Genomic DNA, 26,369 nt, shown 5'->3' with positions numbered 1-26,369 from the left:
CAGGCTGCAGGGCGGCGTCGACGGACCGCATTTTCAAAGGCGTTTCACCATTCGCGGCGCTCACCAATCGACCGTTGGCAAGCCGTCTCCGCAACCGGCGGACATCTCCAGCACGGGAGAGCATCCGATGAAAAAACGTCGATATGTTGGCTTAGTGCGTGGTGTTTTTACGCCGCCCTTGCTGCATGCCAGGGAACATCAACTTCGGGCAGAGAATCTGATTGCGTGGCGATACACGCAAGACCAGCAGCCTCGAAAGGGGCATTGATATGGTTTGTGTATTGCAGCCGTATCGGGATTAAGTTTCGTTCTTCGTTTGAAGGACGAGACAAGACAAATGCGAGGCTCGAGGCAATCGGTTACAGGGGCGCGAAGGCAGCTGCGCCGTCCTGTCGATCACCGGCTCCCATGCTTCGGACAAGGCAAAGCCGCCTTGATCTCTGGCCGAGAATGAAATCAAAAGAACAGGGCTGGCTTCACCCATAGGTTCTGAACTTCGGGAATGCGAGGCTGCCCCGTGGGGCTTTTCAAAAGTTCGTTACCACGATCGGCGTTGCGTTATTCCCGGCATTAGCTCCGAGTGATCGCCAATCCCCTTTCCTCCTGGCACGACTTTCTGCAATGTGACGAGTCGGAGGAAGAACAGGGGAACTCAATGTATGAATATGCCATCGCGTGGGAATGGCTGGCCTTTGCCGCCCGCTGGTTCCACGTCATCACCGCGATTGCCTGGATCGGCTCGTCCTTTTATTTCATTGCACTCGACCTCGGCCTGGTGAAGCGGCCGCATTTGCCGCCCGGCGCCTATGGCGAGGAATGGCAGGTCCATGGCGGCGGCTTCTATCATATCCAGAAGTATCTCGTGGCACCCGCACAGATGCCCGAGCACCTGACTTGGTTCAAGTACGAAAGCTATTTCACCTGGCTCTCCGGCTTCCTGATGCTCTGCATCGTCTACTACGGCGGCGCCGACCTCTTCCTCATCGACCGCCATGTGCTCGACATCAGCGCGCCGGTGGCGATCCTGATCTCGCTCGCCTCGTTGGCCGTCGGCTGGATCGTTTACGACCGGCTGTGCAAGTCGCCGCTCGGCAAGAACACCTGGGGCCTGATGGTCGTGCTCTACGCCGTGATCGTCTTCATGGGCTGGGGCTATACGCAGCTCTTCACCGGCCGCGCCGCCTTCCTGCATCTAGGCGCCTTCACGGCAACGATCATGTCGGCCAACGTCTTCATGATCATCATCCCGAACCAGAAGATCGTCGTTGCCGACCTGATTGCCGGGCGCACGCCCGATGCGAAGTATGGCGCGATTGCCAAGCAGCGCTCGCTCCACAACAACTACCTGACGCTGCCCGTCATCTTCTTCATGCTGTCGAACCACTATCCTCTGGCCTTCGGCACCGCCTACAACTGGGTGATCGCCGCCCTCGTCTTCCTGATGGGCGTCACCATCCGTCATTGGTTCAACACGACGCATGCGCGCAAGGGACGGCCGACCTGGACCTGGATCGTCACCGTCATCCTTTTCATCCTGATCATGTGGCTGTCGACCGTGCCAAAGGTGCTGACCGGAGAGAAGGATGCGCAGGCCGTCGCTCCCGCTTTCCAGCAATTCGCTGGCGATGCACATTTCCCCGCGGTCAAGCAGCTCGTCGGTACGCGCTGTTCCATGTGCCATGCCGCCGAACCGGTCTATGAAGGACTGGCCCGTCCGCCGAACAACGTCATCCTCGAAACCGATGCGGAAATTGCCGCTCACGCCCGGGAGATCTATATACAGGCGGGCCGCAGCCACGCCATGCCGCCCGGCAACGTGACCGATATCACCCCGGACGAGCGCAAGCTGCTCGTCGCCTGGTTCGAAAGCGCAGTCGAAGGCAAGCAGGAATGATGTCAGCCGCCCTTCGCGTCATGCTCCTCGCCTCCGCTCTGACCGGTTGCGGCCAGAGCGGTGCGGATGCAACGGCGACGGCAAGCAGCCCGACAGCAGGCGATTTCGCCGGTGACCTCAACGCGCTTGGTACCGAACCCTTCTGGGCGATCAAAATCCGTGCCGACGGTCTCACGTTCAGCCGTCCGGGCGTCGAGGACGTCAAGAGCGCCAACCCTGGTCCAGTCATCGAGAACGATCGTGCCACGTGGACAGTCGCCGATGGACCGACACCGTTCAAGCTGACGCTGACCAAAGGGGATTGCTCAGACGGCATGTCCGATCGCCACTACGCGATGAACGCGGTTCTGGTGTTCGCAGACAAGACCATGTACGGCTGCGCCGCCACGCCGGCGTCCATCGCCGCCCAGCCGGCGCCCTGACGCGAAAGCCGCGCAACAAGACAATCGAGAGGCAGAAAGCCATGACACACACCCTTCTCCGCGGCCGCCTCCTCTCCTTCCTGCGTGCCCCGCAAGACCTTGGCGATAGCGGAAGCTACTTCTACGAAAGCGACGGTGCCCTCTTGATCAAGGACGGTCTGATCGTCGCCTGCGGCGCCTATGACACGGTGAGCGCGCAAGCCCCCGCTAATGCCGTGACCGTCGATCATCGTCCGCATCTGATCATGCCGGGCTTCATCGACATGCACCTGCATTTCCCGCAAATGCAGGTGATCGCCTCTTATGCTGCAAACCTGCTGGAATGGCTGAATACCTATACCTTCCCGGAGGAATGCCGCTTCGTCGAAAGCGCCCATGCCGCACGTATCGCCACGCATTTCTACGACGAGCTCGTGCGTCACGGGACGACGACGGCGGTCGCCTATTGTTCCGTCCACAAGACCTCAGCCGATGCCTTCTTCGCTGAGGCGTTGAGGCGCAACATGCGCATGGTCGGCGGCAAGGTGATGATGGACCGCAACGCCCCGCAGGGCCTGCTCGATACGCCTCAGATGGGCTACGACGAAACCCGCCAGATTATCGCGCAATGGCACCGCAAGGGTCGCAACCACGTCGCGATCACCCCGCGCTTCGCGATTACCTCGACGCCGGCGCAGATGGAGGCCACGCAGGCGCTTGCCCGCGAATTTCCCGACCTGCACATCCAGACGCATCTGTCGGAAAACCACGACGAAATCAAATTCACCTGCGAGCTTTATCCCGAGGCGATCGACTACACCGATATTTACGCACGCTACGGCCTGCTCGGCGACAAGACGCTCTTCGGCCACTGCATCCATCTCTCGGATCGCGAGGCGGATGCAATGAGCGAGGCAGGCTCGGTCGCGGTCCATTGCCCGACCTCGAACCTCTTCCTCGGCTCCGGCCTGTTCCCGCTGAAGGCGCTCGCCCGCCGCGAAAAACCGGTACGCATCGGCGTCGCCACCGATATCGGCGGCGGCTCAAGCTATTCCATGCTGCGCACGATGGACGAGGCCTACAAGATCCAGCAGCTGCTTGGCGAGCGCCTGAACCCACTGGAAAGCTACTACCACATGACGCTCGGCAACGCCCGGTCGCTCTCGCTCGCCGATCGGATCGGTACGCTTGATGTCGGCTCGGACGCCGATATCGTTGTCCTCAACGCCGCCGCAACGCCTGCCATGGCGCTGAAGATGGAGGTCGTGAAGACGCTGCCGGAAGAACTGTTCCTGCTGCAAACCATGGGCGACGACCGCGCGATCGTCGAGACTTACGTGGCGGGCGTTGCGGCCAAGAGTGCGATCTGAGGTTCCGCGGCGACAGGCCGCCCGCAGACGGCGGGCCGACGTAGCACGTCTCACGCCCGGTAGCGAAGCGCGTTTACGAGCAGGGCGAAAGCCGGCGACGTTTGCCGGCGGCTCGGATAATAGAGGTGGTATCCGGGGAAAGGCGCACACCAATCCTCAAGCACGCGGACAAGCCGTCCATCGGACAGAGGCTGTCGCACCAGTGCTTCTGGCACAAAGGCCAGGCCAAGTCCTGAAAGCGCAGCATTCAACCGCAGCTGGGCATTGTTGAACACCAGTTGCCCCTCCACGCGTACCTTCACTTCGCGCCCGTCCTTCTCGAATTCCCAGCCATAAACCCCGCCGTAGGTCGGCAGGCGTAGATTGATGCAGTTGTGGTCGGTGAGATCGGCCGGCGTCTTTGGCTTCGGCCGCCGCTCGAAATAGGCAGGCGCTCCCACGACGGCCATCCGCATGTCAGGCCCGATACGCACCGCGATCATGTCCTTCGCCACTTGCTCGCCGAGCCGAACGCCTGCGTCGCAACGCTCGGCGACAATGTCGGTCAGCCCGTAATCGACGATGATCTCGACATTGATGTCGGGATAATGCGGCAGCAGCTTTTCCAGCGCCGGCCAGAGGATGGCGTCAGCGGCGTGCTCTCCCGCCGTGATGCGGATCGTACCTGCCGGTTTCTCGCGAAATTCGCTGAGCGCGGCCAGCTCGCTCTCGATCTCGTCGAAACGCGGCCCGATCGAGCTCAGCAGGCGCTCACCGGCCTCTGTCGGCGACACGCTGCGTGTCGTGCGCGTCAGCAACCGCAGGCCGAGGCGTGTTTCAAGGCCGCGGATCGTATGGCTGAGCGCGGATTGCGACACGCCGAGCTTGGCCGCAGCCTTGGTGAAACTTCTCTCCCGCGCCACGGCCAGAAAGGCAATGAGGTCGTTGATCGATTGCCGCGTCATTCATGAATCTCACTCATAGGCTTATGCCATTTATACCATCTAATCGCAGGAAAGCATTCGCACTAGATCTTCCTCCGAACGTCAGCCGAGCACCACCCTCCTGAACTCACGAAAGGATGAGAGATGAAAATCAAGCGAAACGGCTCCGATCCATCCGCGAAGGGACCGGCGGACTATTTCACCGGAACGGTCCGTATCGATGCGCCGTTCCAGGGAACAATACCGGCGCAGGTCAGCGGTGCGACGGTAACCTTCGAGCCGGGCGCGCGGACTGCCTGGCACACCCATCCGCTCGGTCAGACGCTCATCGTCCTGTCCGGCAGCGGTCGCGCGCAGCGCGAAGGCGGAGCAGTGGAAGAGATCCGCGCCGGCGACATCATCTGGTTCGAGCCGGGCGAGAAGCACTGGCACGGAGCATCCGCAACGACAGCCATGACCCACATCGCGATCGCCGAAGCCCTCGACGGCAAGGTGGTCGACTGGATGGAAAAGGTCACCGACGAACAATACCGGGGCTAGGAAAGGGAATTCCATGCAGAAGCGCACACTCGGAAACAGCGGCCTCGAAGTATCCGCCATCGGCCTCGGATGCATGGGTTTGAGCTATGGCTACGGCCCGGCAACGGACACCAAGGATGCGATCAAACTGATCCGCGCCGCCTTCGAACGCGGCGTCACTTTCTTCGACACAGCAGAAGCCTACGGCCCCTACAAGAACGAGAGCCTGCTCGGCGAGGCGCTGGCGCCTTTCCGCGACAAGGTCGTCATCGCGACCAAGTTCGGCTTCAACTTCGGCCCCGACGGCGGCCAGAGCGGCATGAATAGCCGGCCTGCTCATATCAGGCAGGTTGCTGATGCGGCGCTGAAGCGGCTCAACACCGACGTGATCGATCTCTTCTATCAGCACCGCGTCGATCCCGACGTGCCGATCGAGGACGTCGCCGGCACGGTCAAGGATCTGATCCGCGAAGGCAAGGTCAAGCATTTCGGCCTCTCCGAGGCGGGCGCCAGGACGATCCGCCGCGCGCATGCGGTGCAGCCCGTCGCCGCCCTTCAGAGCGAATATTCGCTGTGGTGGCGCGAGCCGGAACAGGAAATCCTGCCGACGCTCGAGGAGCTCGGCATCGGCTTCGTTCCGTTCAGCCCGCTCGGGAAAGGTTTCCTGACCGGCGCGATCAACGAGGCGACGACCTTCGACAGCAAGGACTTCCGTAACGTCGTGCCGCGCTTCTCCGCCGAGGCCCGCACGGCCAACCAGGCGCTCGTCGATCGGCTCAGCGAGCTCGCGCGCCAGAAGGACGCGACGCCGGCGCAGATCGCTCTTGCCTGGCTGCTGGCCCGCAAGCCCTGGATCGTTCCGATCCCCGGCACGACGAAGATGCACCGCTTGGACGAGAATATCGGCGCCGCCGCGGTACAACTAGCAAGCGACGATCTCGCTGCCATCGAGACCGCACTCGCCGACATAAAGGTCGAGGGCGACCGCTACCCGGCGCATCTGCAGGCGAGAGTCGACCGCTGAGCGGCGGCGAAGCGGACGGAAAGGATCTGCCATGACTGACGGTATCAAGGATAAGGTCGTCGTGATCACGGGTGCAAGCAGCGGCCTTGGCGAAGCTGCCGCCAGACGCCTGGCTCGAGACGGAGCCAAGCTCGTTCTCGGCGCCCGGCGTCTCGACCGGCTGAAGGCGATCGCGGATGAACTCGACCTCGGCGCGGATGTCGTCGTCGAGACAGACGTAACGCAGGTCGATCAGGTCAAGCACCTGGTCGATCATGCCGTTCGGCTGCACGGCCGCATCGATGTCATCATCAACAACGCCGGCCTGATGCCGCACGAGGATTGGGATCGCACGATCGACGTCAACCTGAAAGGCGTGCTCTACGGCATTGCCGCGGCGCTGCCCTACATGAAGGAGCAGAAGAGCGGCCATATCATCAACGTCTCGTCGGTGGCCGGGCACAAGGTCAATCCGGGTGGCGCCGTTTATGCCGCGACCAAGCACGGCGTGCGCGTCATCTCCGAAGGGCTTCGGCAGGAGGTGAAGCCCTACAACATCCGCACCACGATCATCTCGCCGGGCGCAGTTGCGACCGAGCTGCCCGATAGTATCACCGAGCCGGACGTCGCCGAGCGTGTGCGCAAAGTCTACGAGATGGCGGTCCCCGCCGATTCCTTCGCAAGCATGGTGGCCTTCGCAATGAGCCAGCCGGAGGACGTCGACGTGAACGAAATCCTGTTCAGGCCGACAAAGCAGGAATATTGACATCGAGGGCGACCGGCTCCGGCCGCCTTTCGCCACCTACCGGGATCGGAGGACCACGTGAAGCCTTACGTCATCCTGCATATGGGATCGAGCATCGACGGCCGGATCGTGACGTCGCAATGGCCGAAGGAGATGACTGCCGCCTTCACAGCGATCTATGAACGCCTGCACCAGCAGATGAGAGGTGATGCCTGGATCGTCGGACGCGTGACCATGGCCGAATTCGCGGAAGGCGATCCCCGCCCTGTTGAAGCTGGCGAGGTTTTCCCTCGCACGACCTGGAAAGCACCAGGGGCTGGAAAAGGTCCCTACGCCATTGCCGTCGATCAGGGTGCCAGGCTGCATATGAACATCGACACGATCGACGGCGATCCGATCGTGATGATCCTGCCGGAGACGGTGCCGGACAACCATCTGGCGGAACTGCGCCGCGACGGTATCTCCTATCTCTTTGCCGGTCGGCATGAGATCGATCTTGCTCTGGCGCTCGAACGCATCCGTGCCGACTTCGGCATTGACCGGCTCTTGCTCGAAGGCGGTGGCGGTATCAACGGCAGCTTCCTGTCCGCAGGGCTCATCGACGAGATCAGCCTGCTGATCCTGCCTGTTGCCGACGGCAGCGTGAACATGCCGATGACCTTCGACCGCGCCGCCGTGCCGGTAACGAGCCTGCAGCTTGTTTCGGTCGAGCAACTCCAAGGCGACGTCGTCTACCTGCGCTATCGTCCACGATAATGCTGGCGGCCGCTATTTCGACCACGCAATCGACTTCAGCGCGTCCATGACAACCCGGATGATCGGCACATTACGGATGTCGGCATGCACGACCAGCCAGAGTTCACGCGTCAGCGGCTGCCGCTGAGGGATCGCCTCGACCAAGTCGTCAAGCTCGGCCAGCATGAAATTCGGCAGCATGGCGATGCCGCCGCCGGCGCGCGCCGCCGCCAGCTGGAATTCCAGCGTCGTTGCCCTGAGCGTCACCTTCCTCCCCTCAGTCGCCTCGGCAAGCCGCATCGATTGCGGCGCGCTCGCCATCGTTTCGTCATAGGCGATGAAGGTTCTCTGCTCCTTCGGCGTCGCCGCCAGATAGGTAGCCGTGGCATAAAAGCCGAAGGCGACATCTCCAAGCTTGCTGATGACGAAGTTGCCCTGCTCCGGCTTCGTCATGCGAACCGCAATGTCCGCCTCCCGCCTGTCGAGCGAGGCGTAGCGCGTCTCGCCAACGATAGTGATGCCGATATCGGGGTGGCGGCCTCGCAAAGCAACAAGCGTTGCCGGCATCATTGCGGCGGCGAGTGTCGGTGGCGCGCTGATCCGGACCTCGCCGGCAAGCGTTGCGCCGGCCGCAAGCCCTAGCCGTTCGATGGCAAGCGCCTCCTGCCCCATACGCTCCGCCATTCCCGCGATCCGCTCACCCTCCGGCGTCAGCACGATGCGGCGGCCACGCCGATCCACCAGCTTCACACCCATCTGTTCCTCGAGCCCGGCAACCCGGCGGGCAACCGTCGCATGCTCCACTCCAAGGGCGCGAGCGGCCCCAAGCAAGGTTCCGGCGCGAGCCAAAGCCGCAAAGTAGCGAAGGCTTTCCCAATCGATCATTGTTCATTTTTTCCCATTCAATGATAAATAATAGGGAATTTTCGATCATTATGCCATGCGCGATGCTGACTGCAACAGCAATCGGAGTGCACTTTTCATGGACAAGGTCGTTACACTTCTCGCGCCGGGTGGCATCGAGCAATTGCAGGTTTCGGAACAAGCGCCGCAAGAACCCGGCGCAACCGAGATCCGGATACGCCACAACGCGATCGGGATGAATTTCCTCGATATCTACCACCGGCGCGGGCTCTACGCTTTGCCGGCCTATCCCGCCGTGCTCGGCGTCGAAGGCGCCGGCACCGTGGAGGCTGTTGGGAGCCTAGTCACGGATCTAGAGCCCGGCGATCGCATCACCTATGCCGGCGCGCCTGTCGGCGCCTATGCCGCAACACGGCTCTTGCCGGCAGCCCGCGCCGTTCGCCTGCCCGATAGCGTGCCTTCGAACGTCGCAGCCGCATCCATGCTGAAGGGACTGACGGCCTATATGCTGTTGACGAAGACCTACCGCGTCAAGCCGGGAACCACCGTGCTTGTCCATGCCGCCGCCGGCGGGCTTGGAAGTATTCTCGTGCGATGGGCCAAGCACCTCGGCGCAACGGTGATCGCAACCGTAAGCTCGGAGGAAAAGGCTGATCTCGCCCGTGGCTATGGCGCCGATCACGTGATCGTCGGCCGCGACGCGGATGTCGTCGCCACCGCGAAGGCGCTGACCGGCAATCGCGGGGTCGATGTTGCCTATGACGGCATCGGCGCCGGCATGCTCGTAAAATCCATCCAATCCGTCCGTCCCTTCGGGGTCGTCGCAACGATTGGGCAGGCCGGCGGGCCGATCCCGCCTGTCTCGGTCGACGAGCTTCGCCCCGGGAAATGGCTGACGCATCCAAGCATCATGGCCTACATCACGGATACTGCGGACTATCTGAGCGCAGCCGAAGCAGTGGTCAAAATGCTGGCCTCCGGCATCACCGCAACGATCGCCCGCAAATACGCTCTGGAGGAGGCAGCAGAAGCCCAGCAATTCCTCGAAGAAGGGCGTGCCGCAGGCAGCCTGATTCTTGTTCCATAGGCGACGAAAGAGATACACAAAGCCTCGGAAATCATGTTAAGGGCCATGGCATTATTCAGATGTGAAAGTCTTATCCATGGCCACGCCTCTCACGATCGCCGACCTGAAAAGCCTCGCCCAGCGCCGCGTCCCGAAGATGTTTTTCGACTATGCGGATTCCGGTGCCTGGACGGAGTCGACCTACCAGGCGAACGAGAGCGATTTTGCCAAGATCAAGCTGCGCCAGCGCGTGCTCGTCGACATGACGAACCGGACGCTGGAGACGACGATGATCGGCCAGAAGGTGGCGATGCCGGTGGCGCTTGCGCCGACCGGCATGACCGGCATGCAGCACGCCGACGGTGAAATGCTGGCGGCCCGTGCCGCCGAGGAATTCGGCGTTCCCTTCACGCTGTCGACGATGAGCATCTGCTCGATCGAAGATGTCGCTTCGGTTACGACTAAGCCCTTCTGGTTTCAGCTCTACGTGATGCGCGACAAGGACTTCGTGCTCAACCTGATCAATCGTGCGAAGGCGGCAAAGTGCTCTGCCCTCGTGCTGACCGCCGACCTACAGATCCTCGGCCAGCGCCACAAGGACCTGCGCAACGGCCTTTCCGCACCACCGAAGTTCACGCCGAAACACATCTGGCAGATGGCGACGCGCCCCTTCTGGTGCCTGGACATGCTGCAGACCAAGCGCCGCACTTTCGGCAACATCGTCGGCCACGCCAAGAACGTTTCCGATCTCTCCTCGCTCTCCTCCTGGACCGCCGAGCAGTTCGACCCGCAGCTTTCTTGGGCCGACGTCGCCTGGATCAAGGAACAATGGGGCGGCCCGCTGATCATCAAGGGCATCTGCGACGTCGAGGACGCCAAGGCGGCAGCCGAAACGGGCGCCGACGCCATCATCGTCTCCAACCATGGCGGTCGCCAGCTCGACGGCGCCCCCTCCTCGATCAGCATGCTGGAGCCGATCGTCAATGCCGTCGGCCACAAGATCGAGGTGCATCTGGACGGCGGCATTCGCTCGGGACAGGACGTGCTGAAGGCAATCGCCCTCGGCGCCAAGGGCACCTATATCGGCCGCCCCTTCCTCTACGGCCTCGGTGCCATGGGTAAGGAGGGCGTGACGCTTGCCCTCAACATTCTGCGCAAGGAAATGGATGTCACCATGGCGCTCTGCGGCAAGCGCGACATCAACGACGTCAACGCGTCGATCCTGCTCGGCCGTCAGTAAAGACAGAGCTACGGCATCCAGCCCGTCGCAAGCGCGCCTGCCCAATCCAGGCGGGCGTTTTCTTTTGCGAGGCGCGACATAGCCATGTGGTCGTAGGCGACAGTGCGGAAAGCCGGAAGCCAGCCAGCCTGTCCCTTCTCGAGGATGCAATAGGACGCGAGCGGATGGCCGGTCTCGACCTTGTGGTAGCGCGGCACGTCGTCGTCGTAGGCGGGGCAGCCGACGCTGCCGGGATTGACGATCAGCCTGTTGTCGCTGAGGCGAACCACGCGCGGGATATGGCTGTGGCCGCAGAGGATCAGCGGGAGATCCGCGCCCTTGGCCAGCGCTTCGATCTCCGCAAGCGGCTTCAGGAAGACGTCGCCTTCCGTAGACACGGACTCGAGCCAATAGGTGCTGTCGTCCGCCGGCGTCGCGTGGCAGAGATAGACTTCGTCACGATAGACCTCACTCGTCGGCAGGCTGCGCAACCATTGCAGGTCATCCACTGTCAGCTGATCGAAAGCGGCCGCATCCGAAGCATGCATGGCGTCCCGCGGCTGTTCGATCAGGTAGCGATCGTGATTGCCGCGGACTGTCAGCATGTCCTGCGCCCGCAGCAGTTCCGCGGTTCGTCCTGCGGTCAGCGGACCGCTGAAGCAGTCGCCGAGATTGACGATATCGGTGATGCCCTGCGCCGCAATGTCGGCCAATACAGCCTCGAGCGCCAGATGGTTGCCATGAATGTCCGCAATCGCCGCAAAACACATGGTCTAGCTGCCGCGATAGGTCGAATAGCCGTAGGGCGAGATCAATAGCGGCACATGATAATGCGCGGTCACGTCGGCGATGCCGAAGCGGATGGGCACGAGATCCAGAAAAGCCGGATGCGGCAAAGCAATACCTTTTGCACGCAGATAATCGCCGGCATGGAAGAGCAGTTCGTAGGTTCCCGCCTTGAAGCTGTCGCCGATCAGGATCGGCCCCCCATCGACACGGCCGTCGGAATTGGTGCTGACCGTCTTGATGTGCCGGCGGACGTCTCCTTCCAGGTGGAAAAGATCGATCCGCAGCCCTTCGGCTGGCTTGCCGGAAGCGGTGTCGAGAACATGCGTGGTCAGTCCGGTCATAGGCTGGGCTCGCTGATGATGAAGGGCGTGTCGAAGACGTATTCTTCTAGATTGTTGCCAGGTCCCTCGCGGTCGACGACGAGGAAATCACTGACGGCACCGAGCGACATCAGGGGATGATGCCAGACGTTGCGACGATAGTTCACGCCCTGATCGCCGCGCGCGAGGAATACGCAAGGACGGCCGGGCCTTCCCCCCTCGTCCTCGGAGACGACGACAAGGTAAGGCCGCCCAGAGATCGGCGAAAAGCTCTGGCTGCCGAACGGATGCCGCTCCATCATGCCGATTTCATAGGGAAAGGCCCTGGGCCGGCCGCGAAAAAGGTTGATGATGACACGCGCACCCTCGCCTGCCGCTTCGGCGGTGGCCAGCGCATGAAAACGCTCGGTCGTGCCGTTGTTGATATAGCGCATCGTTGCCGGATCTGGTGCGATAACGTCGCCGAAGGGCGCGAAGGCGGATTTGGTGAGGGGAAGAATATCGAGTAATTGAGACATTTCACTATTCGCCTTGGATGCGCCAATGGCGTATCGCTTGAAGCTGCGAGATAAGATCCGCCAGATCGCTTCGCACCGTACCCCAAATCGCCGAAAGATCTGCACGATAGTAGTCGTGCACAATCAGATCCCGCATTCCCTTTATTTTTGACCAGGGGAGTTCCGGATGATCGCGAAGGAAATCAGGGTGGTTCGTGCCGATGCGAGCCGCTGCCTCGCCCAAAAGGACCAGGGACATTGTGACAGCCAGCTGGGTTCTAAGGTCCGCCAGAAAGGTTTCTTTGGTCAAACCTTCGGTTAGCGCGCGTGCTTGTTCAGCGGCCTGCTGCATACGATCAATGTACTCCACCAGCCGCTCGACGCTCATACAACGACCGCTTCCGAAAGAATGCGTTCGCGTATTTTCTCCGGCAGGCCACCGGGCGTTACAAGATCGACCTCGATACCAAGCGTCTCTTTCAACTCCTCAAGCAACCCTCCGAGATCGAACAAGGTAGTGCCTGGCAAGGTATCCACCAGAATGTCCAGATCGCTGTCCGGCCGATCTTCCCCTCGCGCCACGGAACCGAAGGCACGCGGATTCGCCGCGTTGAAGCGCTTCGTCGCTTCGCGGATCGCCTGCCTGTTCTTCTCCAGCACTTCTGACGGCTTCATGGCGCAACTATAAGTCACGGATGCGAAAGAGAAAAGTCGGAGACGCTTGTTTCAACGCGCCGGCAGCATCGTTTCCAGTCGCAGCAACGCGATGCGCTCGACCTGAGCCGTGGCCGTGTCGAACTCTTCGTCGCGGGTGTTGCCGATGCGCTTTTCGAAGGCCGCCAGAATGTCGCCCTTGTTCAAGCCCTTGACGGCAATGATGAAGGGAAAGCCGAATTTCTCGACATAGGCCGTGTTGAGCTCGGTGAAACGGGCATGTTCCTCCGCACTTAGTCGGTCGAGCCCGGCGCCTGCCTGCTCCTTCTTGCTGTCGTCGGTGAGCTCACCTGCTATCGCGAGGCGTCCTGCAAGATCCGGATGGGCGCGCAGCACACCCAGCCGCTCCTCCGGGCTCGCCGCTCGGAAGATGGCGACGAGCGCCGTATGCACCCGGTCCACCGTCAACTCGTCTCCGACGAAACCGTCGTCATAAGCGCGCTCGGCAATGAACGGCGAATGTTCGAAAACGCCGCCGTAACGCGATACGAACTCGTCACGCGACAGCATCAGATCGCCTCAGCCTTGTGGTGGGTGTGCCAATGCTGGGCGATCTCGAGACGCCGTGGCACCCACACCTTGTCGTGCTTCAGCACATACTCGATGAACCGCTTCAGCGCCGCCGCGCGGCCCGGACGACCGACGAGGCGGCAATGGAGGCCGACAGACATCATCTTCGGGCTGCCCGCCTTGCCCTCTTCATAGAGCGTATCGAAGGCATCCTTGAGGTAGGTGAAGAACTGATCGCCCGAGTTGAAGCCCTGCGGTGTGGCGAAACGCATGTCGTTGGTCTCGAGCGTATAGGGGATGATCAGGAACGGATTGTCGTCGATACCCTTCACCCAGAACGGCAGGTCGTCGGCATAGGAATCCGAGGAATAAAGGAAACCGCCCTCCTCCATGACGAGGCGCAGCGTGTTGTCTGAGGGCTTGCCCTGATACATGCCGTAAGGGCGCTCGCCAGTCAGTTCCGTGTGCAAGCGCACGGCTTCCTGAATGTGCTTGCGCTCGACGTCCTCCTGGAAGTCCTTGTATTCCAGCCAGCGGTAGCCATGGCTGGCGATCTCCCAGCCGGCCTCTTTCATGGCCGCGACCGCTTCCGGGTTGCGCGCCATGGCCAGCGTCACGCCATAAACGGTGGCCTGAACGTTGAGCTCGGTGAACATACGCCACAAGCGCCAGAAGCCGGCGCGCGAACCATACTCGTAGATCGATTCCATGTTGAGGTTGCGCTGGCTCGGCCAGGCTGCAGCACCGACAATTTCCGACAGCAGGTTCTCGGAGGCCGGATCGCCATCGAGAATGCAACTCTCGCCGCCCTCCTCGTAGTTGATGACGAACTGGACGGCCACGCGCGCGTCGCCCGGCCACTTCGGATCGGGCGTATTGCGTCCATAACCGATCAGATTGCGCGGATAAGTCTCGGATACCATGAAATCACCTTCCTGAAAGTCGGCGAAACGGTAACACCCGGAGACGGAATGTCGAGACGGAAAGTACGCAACAGAGTTTTGCCGTTGTGGCACAACTCCTAGGCTAGCGCGGGGACGCGATCTTTCCGGGCGCTGACTTTGCCCATCGGATGCAGCGAATGCACGCGAAACGGTCCGCCATTTCCCTCTTCGATCATCAGCGCGACATTCGCAACCTTCACGGAATCGGCAAGCACGGGCTCGAAGACGTCGCGTAGCGCGTGCTCGACTCGTGGCATGTCACAATGGCTGACCGGTCCGGTCAGCGGCATGTGGAAGCGAAATTCGTCCATCACATAGGGGCTTCCCCAGCGGTGCAGATTGGCGAACTGCGCCGCCGACAGACCGCCCGGATCGGTGCGCTCGATTTCCGCCTCGCTTAACGGCGCGCGGAATCGGTCGAACTCCTGAACAACGGCATTGGCAAGATAGTGGACGTGTTCGCAAGGCAGCGACGGCACAAGGCTGTAGAATCCACCGAGCCGGGCCACCTCCAGCCGATTGATGTGAAACGGCGTCAGCGTGCCGCAGAAGCGCATGAGATCACGCAGAAGTTGCGCCTCCGTCACATCGGCGGCCAGGCGGAAGGGCGCCTTCAGGACACCGTGAAACCCGTAGCGGCGTGGCATCGCCGTATGGAAGGCGATCTCGTGAATGCTCAGGCCGCGTATCGCAATCGGCTCGACCATATCGCCGGAAAACACGTTCCGACCCAACCAATTTGCGGCCACATGCGAGAGCGGGTCGCTCGCAGCGGGCGTAAAGCAAATGGCGTAGCGCATCAAATTTCCTCCGTAGACAAACGGCGCAGCCCTCCGTCGGCGCCGCGATTGCGCTAGCAGATAGGTGATTTGCGTGACAAATTGACGAAAGGCAGGAAATGCTAATTCACGTTTAGCGTGAAGCCACGCGGATGTGATTGGCAAGCAGGAAATTTTCGGGCAGCGCAAAGGGCGGCTGAAGACCGGCGGCTAAGTGGACAGCTGCCGCCGCTAGACGGTGCGCCAAGCCGAAGCTGACCTTGAAGCCACCGGTCAATGCGATCAGGCCGTCGTAGTCAGGGTGCACGCCAATCATCGGATCACGGTCGATTGCCTTCGGCCGCAAACCGGCCCACCGTTCAAGCACAGGCGCACTCTTCAATAGCGGCACCAGCTGTCCGGCTGCCTCAAGCAGTGCGTCGAGCTGTCCATCGGTCGAGAACGGCTCGTCGAAACGATTCTCGCTGGTGCTGCCGACGGCGACGTGGCCGCCCTCGTGTGCAACGATATAGAGCCCGTCACGGAAGATGGTCGGCAAGGATGGGTCGACATCGGCTTTCAACAACGCCGCCTGCCCTTTGACGGGCTGGCCGAGCGGCCGCGCAAGGCCGGCGGTGTAACGCCCCAGCAAGGGAAAGGATTCGTGACCGGCTGCGACGATGCAGCGGCCGAACGCAATGTTACCTGCGGTCGTTTTCGCAACCTTGCGCTCAAAATCGATATCATCGACCGAAACGTATTCGGCAACCCGCACATGCCGTGCGTCGCGCGTCGATGCGGCCAGTACTGCAGTCAGCGATCGGGGGGCAACCCTTGCCGCAAGCGTATCGTGCACGAAGCCGCTTTCGCCGGCCGCTGCGTCAAGCCAATTCTCCTGGGGAGGCCTGTCGAGGACGTGCCAGTGGAAACGCCGCTCGCCCGCGATCCAGCTATCTTCGGCATCGCGGGAATGACCAAAGGCGATCTCACGCAAATGCGGCTTCGGCAGCGGGATAAGGCGCCCAGAGCGGCGATAGCAGGCGGAAAGGCCCGTCTGCTGTTCCAACGCGGCAATCTCCGCTTCCAGCGAAACCAGCGCATCGAACTGAAATTGCTTCTTGGCGTTCCACTTGTCCGGCATATGGGGCATCAGCGCGCCGAGCAGGCCGCCGCTCGCACCGTGGCCAAGCCGACCGGCATCGACGAGCACTGCATCGATACCCAGCCTTTCGGCGTGAACTGCCGCCCACAGCCCCATGATCCCACCGCCGACGATCAATAGGGCGGTCGATGATTGACCGGAAGACAAGGCCGGACTATCGGCTTTGGGCATGACAGATACAGATCCTGAAAAAATCGCTGGCGCACATGGGCCGTTGGAGTGGCGCGACGGCGATATGCCCTATTCACCGGCCTTTGGCGATCATTTTTATTGCCAGAGCGATGGCAGGTTGGAATGCGGGCATGTCTTTCTGGCTGGCAACGGTTTGCCGCAACGTTGGCAGGAGCAGAGCGACTTCCTGATCGGCGAACTCGGCTTCGGCACCGGCCTGAACTTTGCCGAAACATGGCGACAGTGGAAGCTCAATCGGCGCATCGGCCAGCAACTGCACTTCATGTCGTTCGAGCTCTATCCGATGCAGCGCCGGGAAATCGACCGTGCACTTTCTCATTGGACAGAGATCGATTCCGAACGGCAAGCCCTGACGGCAGCCTGGCCGGAAACGCCGCAGGGAACCGTATCCCTGAGGCTCGATGACCAGACATCCCTCAGCGTCGTCTGCGGCCGCGCACTCGAAGGTGTTGCCGCCGCTGAGGCGGGCTTCGATGCCTGGTATCTCGACGGCTTTGCTCCGTCGCGCAATGCCGACATGTGGTCTGCGGAATTGATGCGCCTCGTCCGCGAGAAGACGAAGCCTAACGGGACCTTCGCGACATATGCGGCGGCGGGCTTCGTCAGGCGCAATCTGATTGCCGCTGGCTTTGTTGTGGAGCGCCGCAGCGGTTTTGCGGGAAAACGTGAGATGCTTTGTGGCATCAAATCCTAGCTGGCCGAGCGGTCCGCCCGCTGCTCACTTCTGCCCAGCCATAGCCCCAGCTTTTCTTCAAGCAGTTCCGGGCTGATCGGTTTCGACATATAGTCATCCATGCCGGCCTCCAGGCAGAGATCACGGTCGACATCCAGCGCATGCGCCGTCACGCCGATGATTGGCACCCGGTGGCCTTGTCCGCGCTCGCGATCGCGTATTGCACGCGTCGCATCATGGCCGTTCATCACGGGCATCGAGACATCCATCATGATGATGCGCGGGGTGTAGCGGTCCCACGCCTCCACCGCCTCCTGGCCGTTGCTGACGACGAGAAAGCTGACGCCGGTTTCCTGCAGGATCTGCTTGAAGACGATCTGGTTGACCTCGTTGTCCTCGGCGACCAGCACATCAATGAACCCCGCCGGCATTCTTTCGGAAGACTCAACTTTGGGAAGCAGCGACGGTGCTGTTTCCTGAACATTGGGGAGTATGTTGACCGCCGTGGCGATCTGTTTCGTGCGACTGGTACGCACGACGTCGACGATTGTGTTCCTCAGCACGTTGGCCCGCGCCGGCTTCATGAGATAGGCTTGGCCATTAAGCGCCGCGAAGTCCTTCTCCGTCCCTGAAATGTCCATCGACGTCAAGAAGATGATTGGTAAGCGCTCGAACCGGCAGTCCGCACGCAGTTTTCGCGCGATCTCGGCGCCGTTCATGCCGGGCATCTGGTAGTCGAGCACAACCGCATCGATCCCGATGCCAAGCTCGTCCGCCGCCTCGAGGATCGCAACGGCCTCCAGTCCATCCCCGGCGGCCGCTCCATCGAAGCCCCAAACAGCCAATTGCTCAGTCAGTATCTGCCGGTTGACCGCGTTGTCGTCGACAATGAGAACACGCGCGCCCCTCACGTTGACGGGCAGCGGCTTTGGCGCCAACCGCGCCGCGGCCACGACGAAAGGCAGGTTCACGGTAAAGACCGAGCCTTCCCCCGGCTGACTGTCCACCTCGAGGTAACCGCCGAACAGGTCAACCAGCCCTGTCGTGATGGCAAGGCCAAGGCCCGTTCCTTCGTGGCGACGCGTGGAGGATGTATCGATCTGCGAGAACTTGTCGAAAATGGACTCGAGCTTGTCGCCCGGAATACCAATGCCGGTATCTTCGACCCGGATGCTCGCCATGATCTCATCTTGCGCGCCCGGCGTGAAGCCAACGTCCACAAGGACGTGACCGCGCTCCGTGAACTTTACGGCATTGCCGATGAGATTGGTGATGATCTGCCGGAAGCGTCCCGCGTCGCCGATCACCGCCGACGGCAAATCAGGCGCCGTGCGCACAAGCAAGTCAATATTCTTTTCGGCCGCAGATGAAGACAAGAGGGTCGCAACATCCTCAATCGCGTCAACCAGATCGAACGTCGTGCGCCTGAGTGTCATCTGTCCGGCATCGATCTTCGAGAAGTCGAGAATGTCGTTGATGATCGTCACCAGCGCATTGCCTGATTTGACGATGATATCGATGAAGGTCTTCTGGCGCGTATCGAGATCGGTCTTTGCCAACAGCTCAGCCATGCCGAGGACGCCATTCATCGGTGTCCGGATCTCATGGCTCATGTTCGCCAGGAACTCCGACTTGACGCGGTCAGCGGCTTCCGCCCGTGACAGCAGCCGCTCGAGCTCGGCCTCGCGCTCCTTCGCTTCGGTGACGTCGGTGAACAACGCAATCCAATGCTGCCGCTCGCTGATGGTAGCGTCCAGGTTGACCCAACGCTCTCCAGCGACATGAAATGGCGTCGAGATCGGTTTCTTGGCCGCGATGTTGTCTCGCCAACTCGTCAGGATTTCATCTTCCTGGCCGTGAAAATCCCCCCGTTCAGCGCAGAACCGGAAGAGATCGATCCACCCCCGGCCGACCGCGAGGTATTCGGGCGGAATGGCGAGGATGTCGCTGAGCGGGTCGCTGGCGAGCAGGATGATCCCGTCCTGAACGATCAGGAGGCCCTGGGACATCGCGCGCGTTGCGTCGTGCATCAGATCGCCCAGATGCTCGAGCGCCGCCCGCGTCTCGTGGACTTCCTTTTCGCGCTCACGGACTGCGGTCACATCAGCATAGGAAAGCAGAACCCGGCCATTGGAGAGACTTCGGCCATCGAAAAGCACGCGCTTACCGCCGACCCAGCCGAGCTCCACCGGCTGCTGTCCCCTCTCCGCCACGTGGAAATGCGCCTCCCGCCGAGCAAAGATCTGCTCCGGCGTCACTTTGGCGCCGTAACGCCCGAGCTCGTGATTGTAACGGATTACGTCGATGAAGGCCCAGCCGTCAAAGCGGTTGTCACGCGGCAGTTCCCAGACATCGTAAAACTCGTCATTGGCGTAGAGAACGTTGCGCTTGTCGTCGAGGATCATGACACCGACGGGAAGAGCGTGGAGGATGTTTTGAAGATCCTCCGTCAGCGCTTGGCTGTGGGCCAAATCCGACGCCGAAGGCCGATCGTCACTGCGGCGTGGCGCCCTCTTCTCGAAGATGCCGAGCACGTAGACACGGTCTGCGGAGGGCGAGAAGCTCTCAATGCGCACCCGCTCGTGCTCGGCACCACGGGAACCGAAGCAAGCGGCGCTTTCCTCGCTTGCAAAGACGAGAGCGCGCCGCTCCTTGTCCTCGCGGGTCTCCTCTTCCGGCGTATCGATCAGTTCTCGGCTCCGGCGGCCGATAAAATCGGAGATCTCCTTTCCAAAGAAGGACGCATAGGCCCCGTTGACGGCGACGTAGCGAAGCTCGCTGTTCTTGACATAGGCGGGGCGATCCAGATCTGCGATCCGGCGGCAGGCCAGTTCGAGAAGGTCCCCGTTCGGTGTCAAAATCAGTCCTCGGTCAGGAAAAGTTTGTTCGTCGAACGACTATAGCCGCGCCGCTTTAACAAGGCTTTAACCATGATTCTTGAGGGCATGAGCAATTTGCGTGTTGGCCGGCGCTGTATGATCACAAGCAGTAAACATCCGGGAACTGTGGTATAGTTTCAGTCGTTTCTAAAATGAACTCGTTCAGCTGGCCCGTAAACCCGAACGGCTTCTCCTGACGGCTTCAAGAACAAGCTTCGTCAACGAAAGGAGACGACCATGTCCGTACTTCGTAAAAGCATGGCGGCGGGCTTAATGGCATTGACCCTGACTGGGACAACCTTCCTCCCGGCAACGCCCGCGAATGCTAACAGCGACTTCTGGGGCGGCGTCGCGGCTGGGGCTGTCGGTGGCATCCTACTGTCGCAGGCTGTACGTCCCTACCCCAACTACGGCTACTATCCGCGGCCATACTATCGGCCTTACTACGGATCGGTGTATCGGCCCTACTACGGCTCCTACTATCGGCCCTATTACCGGCCCTATTACGGATCTTACTATCGGCCATATCCGACCTATCGAAGCTACTACAGACCGTACTACCGCCGCGACTACTACGCACCCCGTTGTTATGTTCAATGGCAGCGCAATGGATGGGGCGAGGCTTACCGTGCAAGGGTATGCTACTGAGGACTGAGCTGGTCTGAAGCGTCACAGGGCCTTCGCGCACAGCCGCTCCTTGAGCTGGCTGCTCTTGACTTTTGGCCCGAACTAGACCAAATGCAGGCCAGCTTTCACCTTCCGGCCGCCGCGTGAGCGTGCTCCTGCCAGCAAATAGGATGCAGGAAGAAGGACAAAAGCGCATTTCATACAGGCCGCATCCCAAGACGCGGCGGAAGCGCTGGAAAGCTTTTTCCAACAAGACAAGTTCCCACTTCACGCGGGGTGCTTGACGCCAGAATGACACCGGGCCGCACTCTGCGTTCCGGCGATATTATTTTGGCGCGCCCTAAAAAGGTTATGACTTGACCAATTTTGAATCGCTTGGTGTTTCCAAGCCGATCGTCGCCACTCTTTTCCAGCTCGGCATTGAAACGCCGACCCCCATTCAGGAAAAGGCGATCCCGCTTCTCCTCGAAGGCCGTGACCTCATCGGCCTCGCCCAGACCGGCACCGGCAAGACGGCCGCCTTCGGCCTGCCGCTCATCGAAAAGCTCATCCCCGAAGAACGCCGCCCCGACAACCGCACCACCCGGACGCTGATCCTGGCGCCGACCCGCGAACTGGTGAACCAGATCGCCACCAACCTGAAGAACTTCCTGCGCAAGTCGCACCTGCGTATCAACGTCGTCGTCGGCGGCGTATCGATCAACAAGCAGCAGCTGCAGCTTGAAAAGGGCACCGACATCCTCGTCGCCACCCCGGGCCGCCTGCTCGACCTCGTCAACCGTCGCGCCATCGGCCTGACAGCCGTGCGCTACCTCGTTCTCGACGAAGCCGACCAGATGCTCGACCTCGGCTTCGTCCACGACCTGCGCAAGATCGCCAAGATGGTGCCGAAGAAGCGTCAGACGATGCTGTTTTCTGCGACGATGCCGAAGTCGATCGCCGATCTCGCCGGCGAATACCTGACGAATCCGGTCACCGTCGAAGTGACCCCTCCTGGCAAGGCTGCCGACAAGGTCGAGCAGTATGTCCACTTCGTCAACGGCAAGAACGACAAGACGGACCTCCTGAAGAAGTCTCTCACCGAAAACCCGGATGGCCGCGCCATCGTCTTCCTGCGCACCAAGCATGGTGCGGAGAAGCTGATGAAGCATCTTGATCACGTCGGCTATTCCGTCGCCTCCATCCACGGCAACAAGAGCCAGGGCCAACGCGAACGCGCCCTCAAGGCCTTCCGCGACGGCGACATCAAGACGCTGATCGCGACCGACGTTGCCGCCCGCGGCATCGACATCCCGGCCGTCAGCCACGTCTACAACTACGACCTGCCGGAAGTTCCGGACGCCTACGTCCACCGCATCGGCCGTACGGCCCGCGCCGGCCGCGACGGCGTTGCGATCGCCTTCTGCGCACCTGATGAAACCCGCCTGCTGCGCGATATCGAACGTCTGATGAACATCGGCATCACGGTTGCCAGCGGAGAAGCCCCGGCCAACATGAACGCGGCTCCACGCCGCGGCAATGGCGGCAACCGTGGCCAAGGTCGCGGTGGCGAGGGGCGTGGCGGTGAGCGTCGTGGCGGCGAAGGCCGTGGCGAAGGCCACCGTGCAGGCAGCCGCCCGGAGCGTCGTCCGCGCCCTGAAGCCGGTGACGAAGTACGCGCCAACAACGAGGAGCGCCGCGAGCGTCGTCCGCGTCCGGAGCGCCAGACCGCCCGCAACGAGGACTTCCGCGGCCAGCGCCGTGGCGAGCCCACGCCTGCCGTCGGTCCGGACAATGATCTGGCCACAACGTCGGACTTCCGTCCGGCCCGTAAGCCGCAGCGCCCGCAGCATGGCAACCACGGCCACGCCGACGCCAACCGCCACCACCCCGGCGGCGCCCGCAATGCTCACGGCCGCCCGGCCCGCAAGCACGGCGAAGATCGCAGCGCTCAGGCCCACGGCGGCGGCGAGCGCGGCGCTCAGGCCCACGGCGGCGAGCGCGGCGAACGTCGCGAAGGCAATGGCGGCAATCGTCGCGGCGGCCCGCCGCGCGGCGGCAATGGCCAGCGTCGCGAACGCGCCTAGTTTTCAAAGTTTAAAGATGATCGGCGGCGGGGCAAACCCCGCCGTTTTTCATTGCAGCTGCTCACGCAGCCGAGATTCGGTCACCTGCCGATTGGTCAGATAGACGCCGGTCACAACCACGATGGTGCCGAGGATCAGGGGCAGCGTCAACGGCTCGCCGAAGGCGACGAAGGCTTCAAGCGCCACCGTCGGCGGCATCAGATAGATGAGCGAAGCCGCCCGTGAGACCTGGCCGCGGCGGATGAGGTAGAGCAACAGTCCGACACCGCCCATCGACAATCCGAACACCGACCAGACAAGCGCCGCAATGGCCTGCGCCGATCCATCGAAATGCATGCGCTCGAAAGTAAGCACCAGCGGTACCGTGACGATCAGCGCGCCGACATATTGCAGCGTGGCGATGGGCAAAAGGTTGCCCGTCTGCAGATGCTTCTTTTGATAGAGTGTTCCGTAAGTGACGGAACACATGGCGATGAGGTTGATCGCCAGCGGTACGGCGGCATGCGCCAGATCGGCCGTCGCCGGATCGAAGAGCTTCGGCGATATCGCGATGGCGATGCCGAGGAAGCCAAGCAGCAGGCCCAGCCTCTGGGTGCCCTGCAAGCGCTCGCCGACGAGGAGTGGCGCAGCCATGGCCGTCAACAGCGGCTGCAAGGCGGCAATGATCCCTGATATCCCCGCCGGCACGCCATTCGCGATCGCCCACCACAGGCCGGCAAGATAGAAGCCATGCAGGAACACACCGGAGTAGACCGCCTTGAAAGCAACCACCCTGCCCGGCCACGCCGCGCGCATTGCGAGACAAAGGCTGAAAAACGCCAACGCCGACAATCCATAACGCACCGCGAGGAAGGTGAAGGGCTCCGAATGAATGGCGGCGTATTTCGCCACGACCCAGCCGGTCGACCAGAGAAGAACGAAAATGGCGGGTGCAATGCGATCGAGCGACATGGATGGATCCTGGGGCACGGAGAGTGCCGCAGATAACCGACCAACAGCCTCTCCGTCAAAGTCGAAGCGTTGATGCTTACCTGCAGTTTCGTTGATGGGTGGCGCGATCGGTCGCTCTGCCGCCTCGCCCGAAAATGAATCGAATGCCGATCTGAAAATAATCGGGTGCCTACATTTTGAGCGGCCACCAGGGATTGAAGACGGCAACGGCCATGCCAGATTTTGATGAATGCCCAGTTTTTCGGCTCTTTTGGCCATTTGGGAGGATTTTACGAATCTCGCCCTCCAACTGTGCATGGTTCTTGCATTGCTTATTGCGTTGTATTCAAATGAACAAAAAAGGGGAGCCACACCTTTGGCATTTGATGAAATGATCACCGGGGACGAAAGTCCTCGTCAGCCGTATGAAAAATATTTTGAGTGGTACAATAACCAAGATCGAACGCATCTGATTGCCAAGAGCCGGGACGCCGAAAACATCTTCCGAAAGACCGGCATTACCTTCGCGGTTTACGGACACGCAGACTCTTCCGAAAAGCTCATCCCGTTCGACATCATCCCCCGCATCATTTCCGGCCGCGAATGGCGCAAGCTCGCGCAGGGCATCGAACAGCGGGTGATCGCACTCAACGCCTTTCTCGATGACATCTACCACAAGCAGGAAATCATCCGTGCCGGGCGCATTCCGCGCGAACTGATCGAGAGAAACGACGCCTTCCTGCCCGAGATGATCGGCTTCCGGCCGCCGGGAGGCGTCTACACCCACATCGTCGGCACCGATATCGTGCGCACCGGCGAGGATGAGTTCTATGTGCTGGAGGACAACGCCCGCACGCCGTCCGGTGTCAGCTACATGCTGGAAAACCGGGAAACGATGATGCAGATGTTCCCGGAGCTGTTCCACGCCAATAAGGTCAGGCCGGTCGAGGACTATCCCTACCTGCTGCGCCAGAGCCTGGCGTCGCTTGCGCCTCCGGGCTGCAAGGGCAAGCCGCGCGTCGCCGTGCTCACCCCCGGCATCTACAATTCCGCCTACTACGAGCATTCGTTCCTCGCAGACACGATGGGCGTCGAGCTTGTCGAAGGCTCGGATTTGCGCGTCATCGATGGCAAGGTGAAGATGCGCACGACCCGCGGCTACGAAGCGATCGACGTGCTCTACCGCCGCGTTGACGACGACTTCCTCGATCCCCTCACCTTCCGTCCGGATTCCGCGCTCGGCATCCCGGGGATCATGGATGTCTACCGCTCGGGTAACATCACCATCGCCAATGCGCCGGGAACCGGCATATCGGATGACAAGGCGATCTATTCCTATATGCCCGAGATCGTAGAGTTCTACACCGGGCGCAAGCCGATCCTGGAAAACGTGCCGACCTGGCGCTGTTCCGAGCCGCAAAGCCTCAAATATGTCCTCGAGCATCTCGAAGAGCTCGTCGTCAAGGAGGTACATGGTTCAGGCGGTTATGGCATGCTGGTCGGCCCGACAGCTTCGAAGAAGGAACGCGCCGACTTTGGCGAGAAGTTGACGGCGAAGCCCGCCAACTACATCGCACAGCCGACGCTTTCACTTTCGACCGTGCCGATCCTCGTCAACAAGGGAATTGCGCCGCGCCATGTGGACCTGCGCCCCTATGTTCTCGTCTCCGACAAGGTGCAGATCATCCCCGGCGGCCTGACCCGTGTAGCCCTGAAGCAGGGTTCATTGGTGGTCAATTCCAGCCAGGGCGGCGGCACAAAAGATACCTGGGTATTGGAGGACTGATGCTCGGAAGAACCGCAAACGGACTCTACTGGATGTTCCGTTACATTGAGCGCGCCGAAAACATCGCGCGCCTTATCGACGCCGGCCTGCGCATGTCGCTGACGCGAAGCGGAACCGGGGACGACGATTGGGATGGCGTCCTGCAAAGTGCGGGAGTGCGCGAGACCTTTGACGAAGGCCACAGCAAGCTGACGAGCGCCGATGCGATCGACTACCTGCTGCGCGACCGCTCCAACCCTTCGAGCGTCATGTCCTGCGTCGACTACGGACGGAACAACGCCCGCATGGTGCGCACGGCGCTGACCCGCGAAACCTGGGAAGCGACCAACGAGTTCTGGATCGAGCTCAAGGCTCTGCTCTCCAAGCGGCTGAAAGCGGCGGAACTGCCTGAGGCGATCGATGCCATCAAGCATCGCGCAGGGCTGATCCGTGGAGCCTTCCATGGTTCCATGCTCAGAAACGAACTTTACAACTTCGCACGCATCGGCACCTTCATCGAGCGCGCTGACAATACGAGCCGTATTCTCGACGTGAAGTACTATGTGCTCCTGCCCGCGGTCTCCGCCGTCGGCACGTCGATCGACAACATCCAATGGGAGTCGATCCTGCGTTCCGTCTCCGCCCACCGCTCCTATAGTTGGGCCTATGACGGCGAGTATCGCGCGATGAATATCGCCGACTTCCTGATCCTCAACGGCCAGATGCCGCGCTCGCTCGCCTACTGTTACGAGAAGATCGTCGGCGAACTCGGCTACCTCGCCAAGGATTACGGCGAGCGGCTGC

General features: G+C 61.3%; 27 protein-coding genes. 14 read left to right on the top strand and 13 right to left on the bottom strand.

The window, feature by feature from the left end:
- Positions 1-655: 655 nt before the first annotated feature.
- The 3 genes from puuD to guaD are packed head-to-tail and all read left to right on the top strand — an operon-like array spanning position 656 to position 3,665.
- Positions 656-1,894 (top strand): urate hydroxylase PuuD, encoded by a 1,239-nt coding sequence (gene puuD / locus PMI09_RS05670; RefSeq protein ID WP_007789789.1) that lies wholly within the window; start codon positions 656-658, stop codon positions 1,892-1,894.
- Entirely contained in the window at positions 1,891-2,316 is a 426-nt protein-coding gene (locus tag PMI09_RS05665; RefSeq protein WP_037082019.1) for a COG3650 family protein, read from the top strand. Before puuD ends, PMI09_RS05665 begins: the two co-directional genes overlap by 4 nt.
- A gap of 41 nt (positions 2,317-2,357) precedes the next feature.
- Positions 2,358-3,665, top strand: coding sequence for a guanine deaminase (guaD, locus tag PMI09_RS05660; RefSeq protein ID WP_007789785.1), 1,308 nt, complete (start codon positions 2,358-2,360; stop codon positions 3,663-3,665).
- A 50-nt stretch (positions 3,666-3,715) separates the two neighbouring features.
- Here the strand turns inward: guaD and PMI09_RS05655 are convergent, their stop codons facing one another.
- Entirely contained in the window at positions 3,716-4,609 is an 894-nt protein-coding gene (locus PMI09_RS05655; protein ID WP_007789783.1) for a LysR family transcriptional regulator, read from the bottom strand.
- A gap of 123 nt (positions 4,610-4,732) precedes the next feature.
- Between PMI09_RS05655 and PMI09_RS05650 the strand changes: the two genes are divergently transcribed.
- From PMI09_RS05650 to PMI09_RS05635, 4 genes are read left to right on the top strand one after another with little or no spacing between them, the layout of a single operon-like run.
- Positions 4,733-5,128: a (R)-mandelonitrile lyase gene (locus PMI09_RS05650; RefSeq protein ID WP_007789781.1), complete on the top strand. Its 396-nt coding sequence runs from the start codon at positions 4,733-4,735 to the stop codon at positions 5,126-5,128.
- A 13-nt stretch (positions 5,129-5,141) separates the two neighbouring features.
- Positions 5,142-6,131: an aldo/keto reductase gene (locus tag PMI09_RS05645; RefSeq protein ID WP_007789779.1), complete on the top strand. Its 990-nt coding sequence runs from the start codon at positions 5,142-5,144 to the stop codon at positions 6,129-6,131.
- A gap of 31 nt (positions 6,132-6,162) precedes the next feature.
- Positions 6,163-6,876: an SDR family oxidoreductase gene (locus PMI09_RS05640; RefSeq protein WP_007789777.1), complete on the top strand. Its 714-nt coding sequence runs from the start codon at positions 6,163-6,165 to the stop codon at positions 6,874-6,876.
- A gap of 57 nt (positions 6,877-6,933) precedes the next feature.
- Positions 6,934-7,611, top strand: a complete 678-nt coding sequence (locus PMI09_RS05635) for a dihydrofolate reductase family protein (RefSeq protein WP_007789774.1) — start codon at positions 6,934-6,936, stop codon at positions 7,609-7,611.
- 12 nt (positions 7,612-7,623) lie between these two features.
- Here the strand turns inward: PMI09_RS05635 and PMI09_RS05630 are convergent, their stop codons facing one another.
- Positions 7,624-8,475, bottom strand: coding sequence for a LysR family transcriptional regulator (locus PMI09_RS05630; RefSeq protein ID WP_007789773.1), 852 nt, complete (start codon positions 8,473-8,475; stop codon positions 7,624-7,626).
- A 97-nt stretch (positions 8,476-8,572) separates the two neighbouring features.
- Between PMI09_RS05630 and PMI09_RS05625 the strand changes: the two genes are divergently transcribed.
- On the top strand, positions 8,573-9,541 hold the full coding sequence (locus PMI09_RS05625; RefSeq protein ID WP_007789772.1) for a quinone oxidoreductase family protein: 969 nt from the start codon (positions 8,573-8,575) through the stop codon (positions 9,539-9,541).
- A gap of 76 nt (positions 9,542-9,617) precedes the next feature.
- The gene (locus tag PMI09_RS05620) at positions 9,618-10,760 is read left to right on the top strand and encodes an alpha-hydroxy acid oxidase (protein WP_007789771.1); all 1,143 of its coding nucleotides are present in this window, start codon (positions 9,618-9,620) and stop codon (positions 10,758-10,760) included.
- Positions 10,761-10,768: 8 nt separating this feature from the next.
- Here PMI09_RS05620 and PMI09_RS05615 read toward each other — a convergent pair whose 3' ends face one another.
- From PMI09_RS05615 to PMI09_RS05575, 9 genes are all read right to left on the bottom strand, one after another.
- On the bottom strand, positions 10,769-11,509 hold the full coding sequence (locus tag PMI09_RS05615; protein ID WP_007789770.1) for a metallophosphoesterase family protein: 741 nt from the start codon (positions 11,507-11,509) through the stop codon (positions 10,769-10,771).
- Positions 11,510-11,512: 3 nt separating this feature from the next.
- Complete coding sequence (uraH, locus tag PMI09_RS05610; protein ID WP_007789769.1) at positions 11,513-11,869, bottom strand: hydroxyisourate hydrolase; 357 nt, start codon at positions 11,867-11,869, stop codon at positions 11,513-11,515.
- Positions 11,866-12,366 carry an ureidoglycolate lyase gene (locus PMI09_RS05605; protein WP_007789768.1) on the bottom strand — a complete coding sequence of 167 codons (501 nt, stop codon included), beginning with the start codon at positions 12,364-12,366 and terminating at the stop codon, positions 11,866-11,868. The genes uraH and PMI09_RS05605 overlap by 4 nt, the downstream gene beginning before the upstream one ends.
- 4 nt (positions 12,367-12,370) lie before the next feature.
- On the bottom strand, positions 12,371-12,733 hold the full coding sequence (locus tag PMI09_RS05600; protein WP_007789767.1) for a HepT-like ribonuclease domain-containing protein: 363 nt from the start codon (positions 12,731-12,733) through the stop codon (positions 12,371-12,373).
- The gene (locus tag PMI09_RS05595) at positions 12,730-13,020 is read right to left on the bottom strand and encodes a nucleotidyltransferase family protein (protein WP_007789765.1); all 291 of its coding nucleotides are present in this window, start codon (positions 13,018-13,020) and stop codon (positions 12,730-12,732) included. The genes PMI09_RS05600 and PMI09_RS05595 overlap by 4 nt, the downstream gene beginning before the upstream one ends.
- A gap of 51 nt (positions 13,021-13,071) precedes the next feature.
- The gene (gene uraD, locus PMI09_RS05590) at positions 13,072-13,569 is read right to left on the bottom strand and encodes a 2-oxo-4-hydroxy-4-carboxy-5-ureidoimidazoline decarboxylase (RefSeq protein WP_007789763.1); all 498 of its coding nucleotides are present in this window, start codon (positions 13,567-13,569) and stop codon (positions 13,072-13,074) included.
- Positions 13,569-14,492 (bottom strand): allantoinase PuuE, encoded by a 924-nt coding sequence (gene puuE, locus PMI09_RS05585; protein WP_007789761.1) that lies wholly within the window; start codon positions 14,490-14,492, stop codon positions 13,569-13,571. The genes uraD and puuE overlap by 1 nt, the downstream gene beginning before the upstream one ends.
- A gap of 98 nt (positions 14,493-14,590) precedes the next feature.
- On the bottom strand, positions 14,591-15,313 hold the full coding sequence (locus tag PMI09_RS05580) for a DUF1045 domain-containing protein (RefSeq protein WP_007789759.1): 723 nt from the start codon (positions 15,311-15,313) through the stop codon (positions 14,591-14,593).
- A 112-nt stretch (positions 15,314-15,425) separates the two neighbouring features.
- The gene (locus tag PMI09_RS05575; RefSeq protein WP_007789757.1) at positions 15,426-16,604 is read right to left on the bottom strand and encodes an NAD(P)/FAD-dependent oxidoreductase; all 1,179 of its coding nucleotides are present in this window, start codon (positions 16,602-16,604) and stop codon (positions 15,426-15,428) included.
- Between PMI09_RS05575 and mnmD the strand changes: the two genes are divergently transcribed.
- Entirely contained in the window at positions 16,603-17,319 is a 717-nt protein-coding gene (gene mnmD, locus PMI09_RS05570; protein WP_037082015.1) for a tRNA (5-methylaminomethyl-2-thiouridine)(34)-methyltransferase MnmD, read from the top strand. The two genes, PMI09_RS05575 and mnmD, sit on opposite strands and share 2 nt — an antisense overlap.
- Here the strand turns inward: mnmD and PMI09_RS05565 are convergent.
- Positions 17,316-20,156 carry a response regulator gene (locus PMI09_RS05565; protein ID WP_007789753.1) on the bottom strand — a complete coding sequence of 947 codons (2,841 nt, stop codon included), beginning with the start codon at positions 20,154-20,156 and terminating at the stop codon, positions 17,316-17,318. The two genes, mnmD and PMI09_RS05565, sit on opposite strands and share 4 nt — an antisense overlap.
- A gap of 258 nt (positions 20,157-20,414) precedes the next feature.
- On the opposite strand from PMI09_RS05565, the gene PMI09_RS30075 reads away from it, so the two are divergent.
- Positions 20,415-20,825, top strand: a complete 411-nt coding sequence (locus tag PMI09_RS30075) for a hypothetical protein (RefSeq protein WP_007789751.1) — start codon at positions 20,415-20,417, stop codon at positions 20,823-20,825.
- A gap of 335 nt (positions 20,826-21,160) precedes the next feature.
- Positions 21,161-22,870 (top strand): DEAD/DEAH box helicase, encoded by a 1,710-nt coding sequence (locus PMI09_RS05560; protein WP_007789749.1) that lies wholly within the window; start codon positions 21,161-21,163, stop codon positions 22,868-22,870.
- 48 nt (positions 22,871-22,918) lie between these two features.
- Here the strand turns inward: PMI09_RS05560 and PMI09_RS05555 are convergent, their stop codons facing one another.
- Positions 22,919-23,821 (bottom strand): DMT family transporter, encoded by a 903-nt coding sequence (locus tag PMI09_RS05555; RefSeq protein WP_007789748.1) that lies wholly within the window; start codon positions 23,819-23,821, stop codon positions 22,919-22,921.
- A gap of 355 nt (positions 23,822-24,176) precedes the next feature.
- Between PMI09_RS05555 and PMI09_RS05550 the strand changes: the two genes are divergently transcribed.
- Positions 24,177-25,586 carry a circularly permuted type 2 ATP-grasp protein gene (locus PMI09_RS05550; protein ID WP_007789746.1) on the top strand — a complete coding sequence of 470 codons (1,410 nt, stop codon included), beginning with the start codon at positions 24,177-24,179 and terminating at the stop codon, positions 25,584-25,586.
- Positions 25,586-26,369, top strand: a 784-nt coding sequence (locus tag PMI09_RS05545) for an alpha-E domain-containing protein (protein WP_007789745.1), incomplete at its 3' end; no start/stop codon positions are given. The genes PMI09_RS05550 and PMI09_RS05545, both read left to right, overlap by 1 nt.

The sequence above is a fragment of the Rhizobium sp. CF122 genome (genome assembly GCF_000282035.1).
GTDB lineage: Bacteria > Pseudomonadota > Alphaproteobacteria > Rhizobiales > Rhizobiaceae > Rhizobium.
Note: the sequence above shows the minus strand (reverse complement) of the source record. Positions and strands in the feature narration are given on the sequence as shown.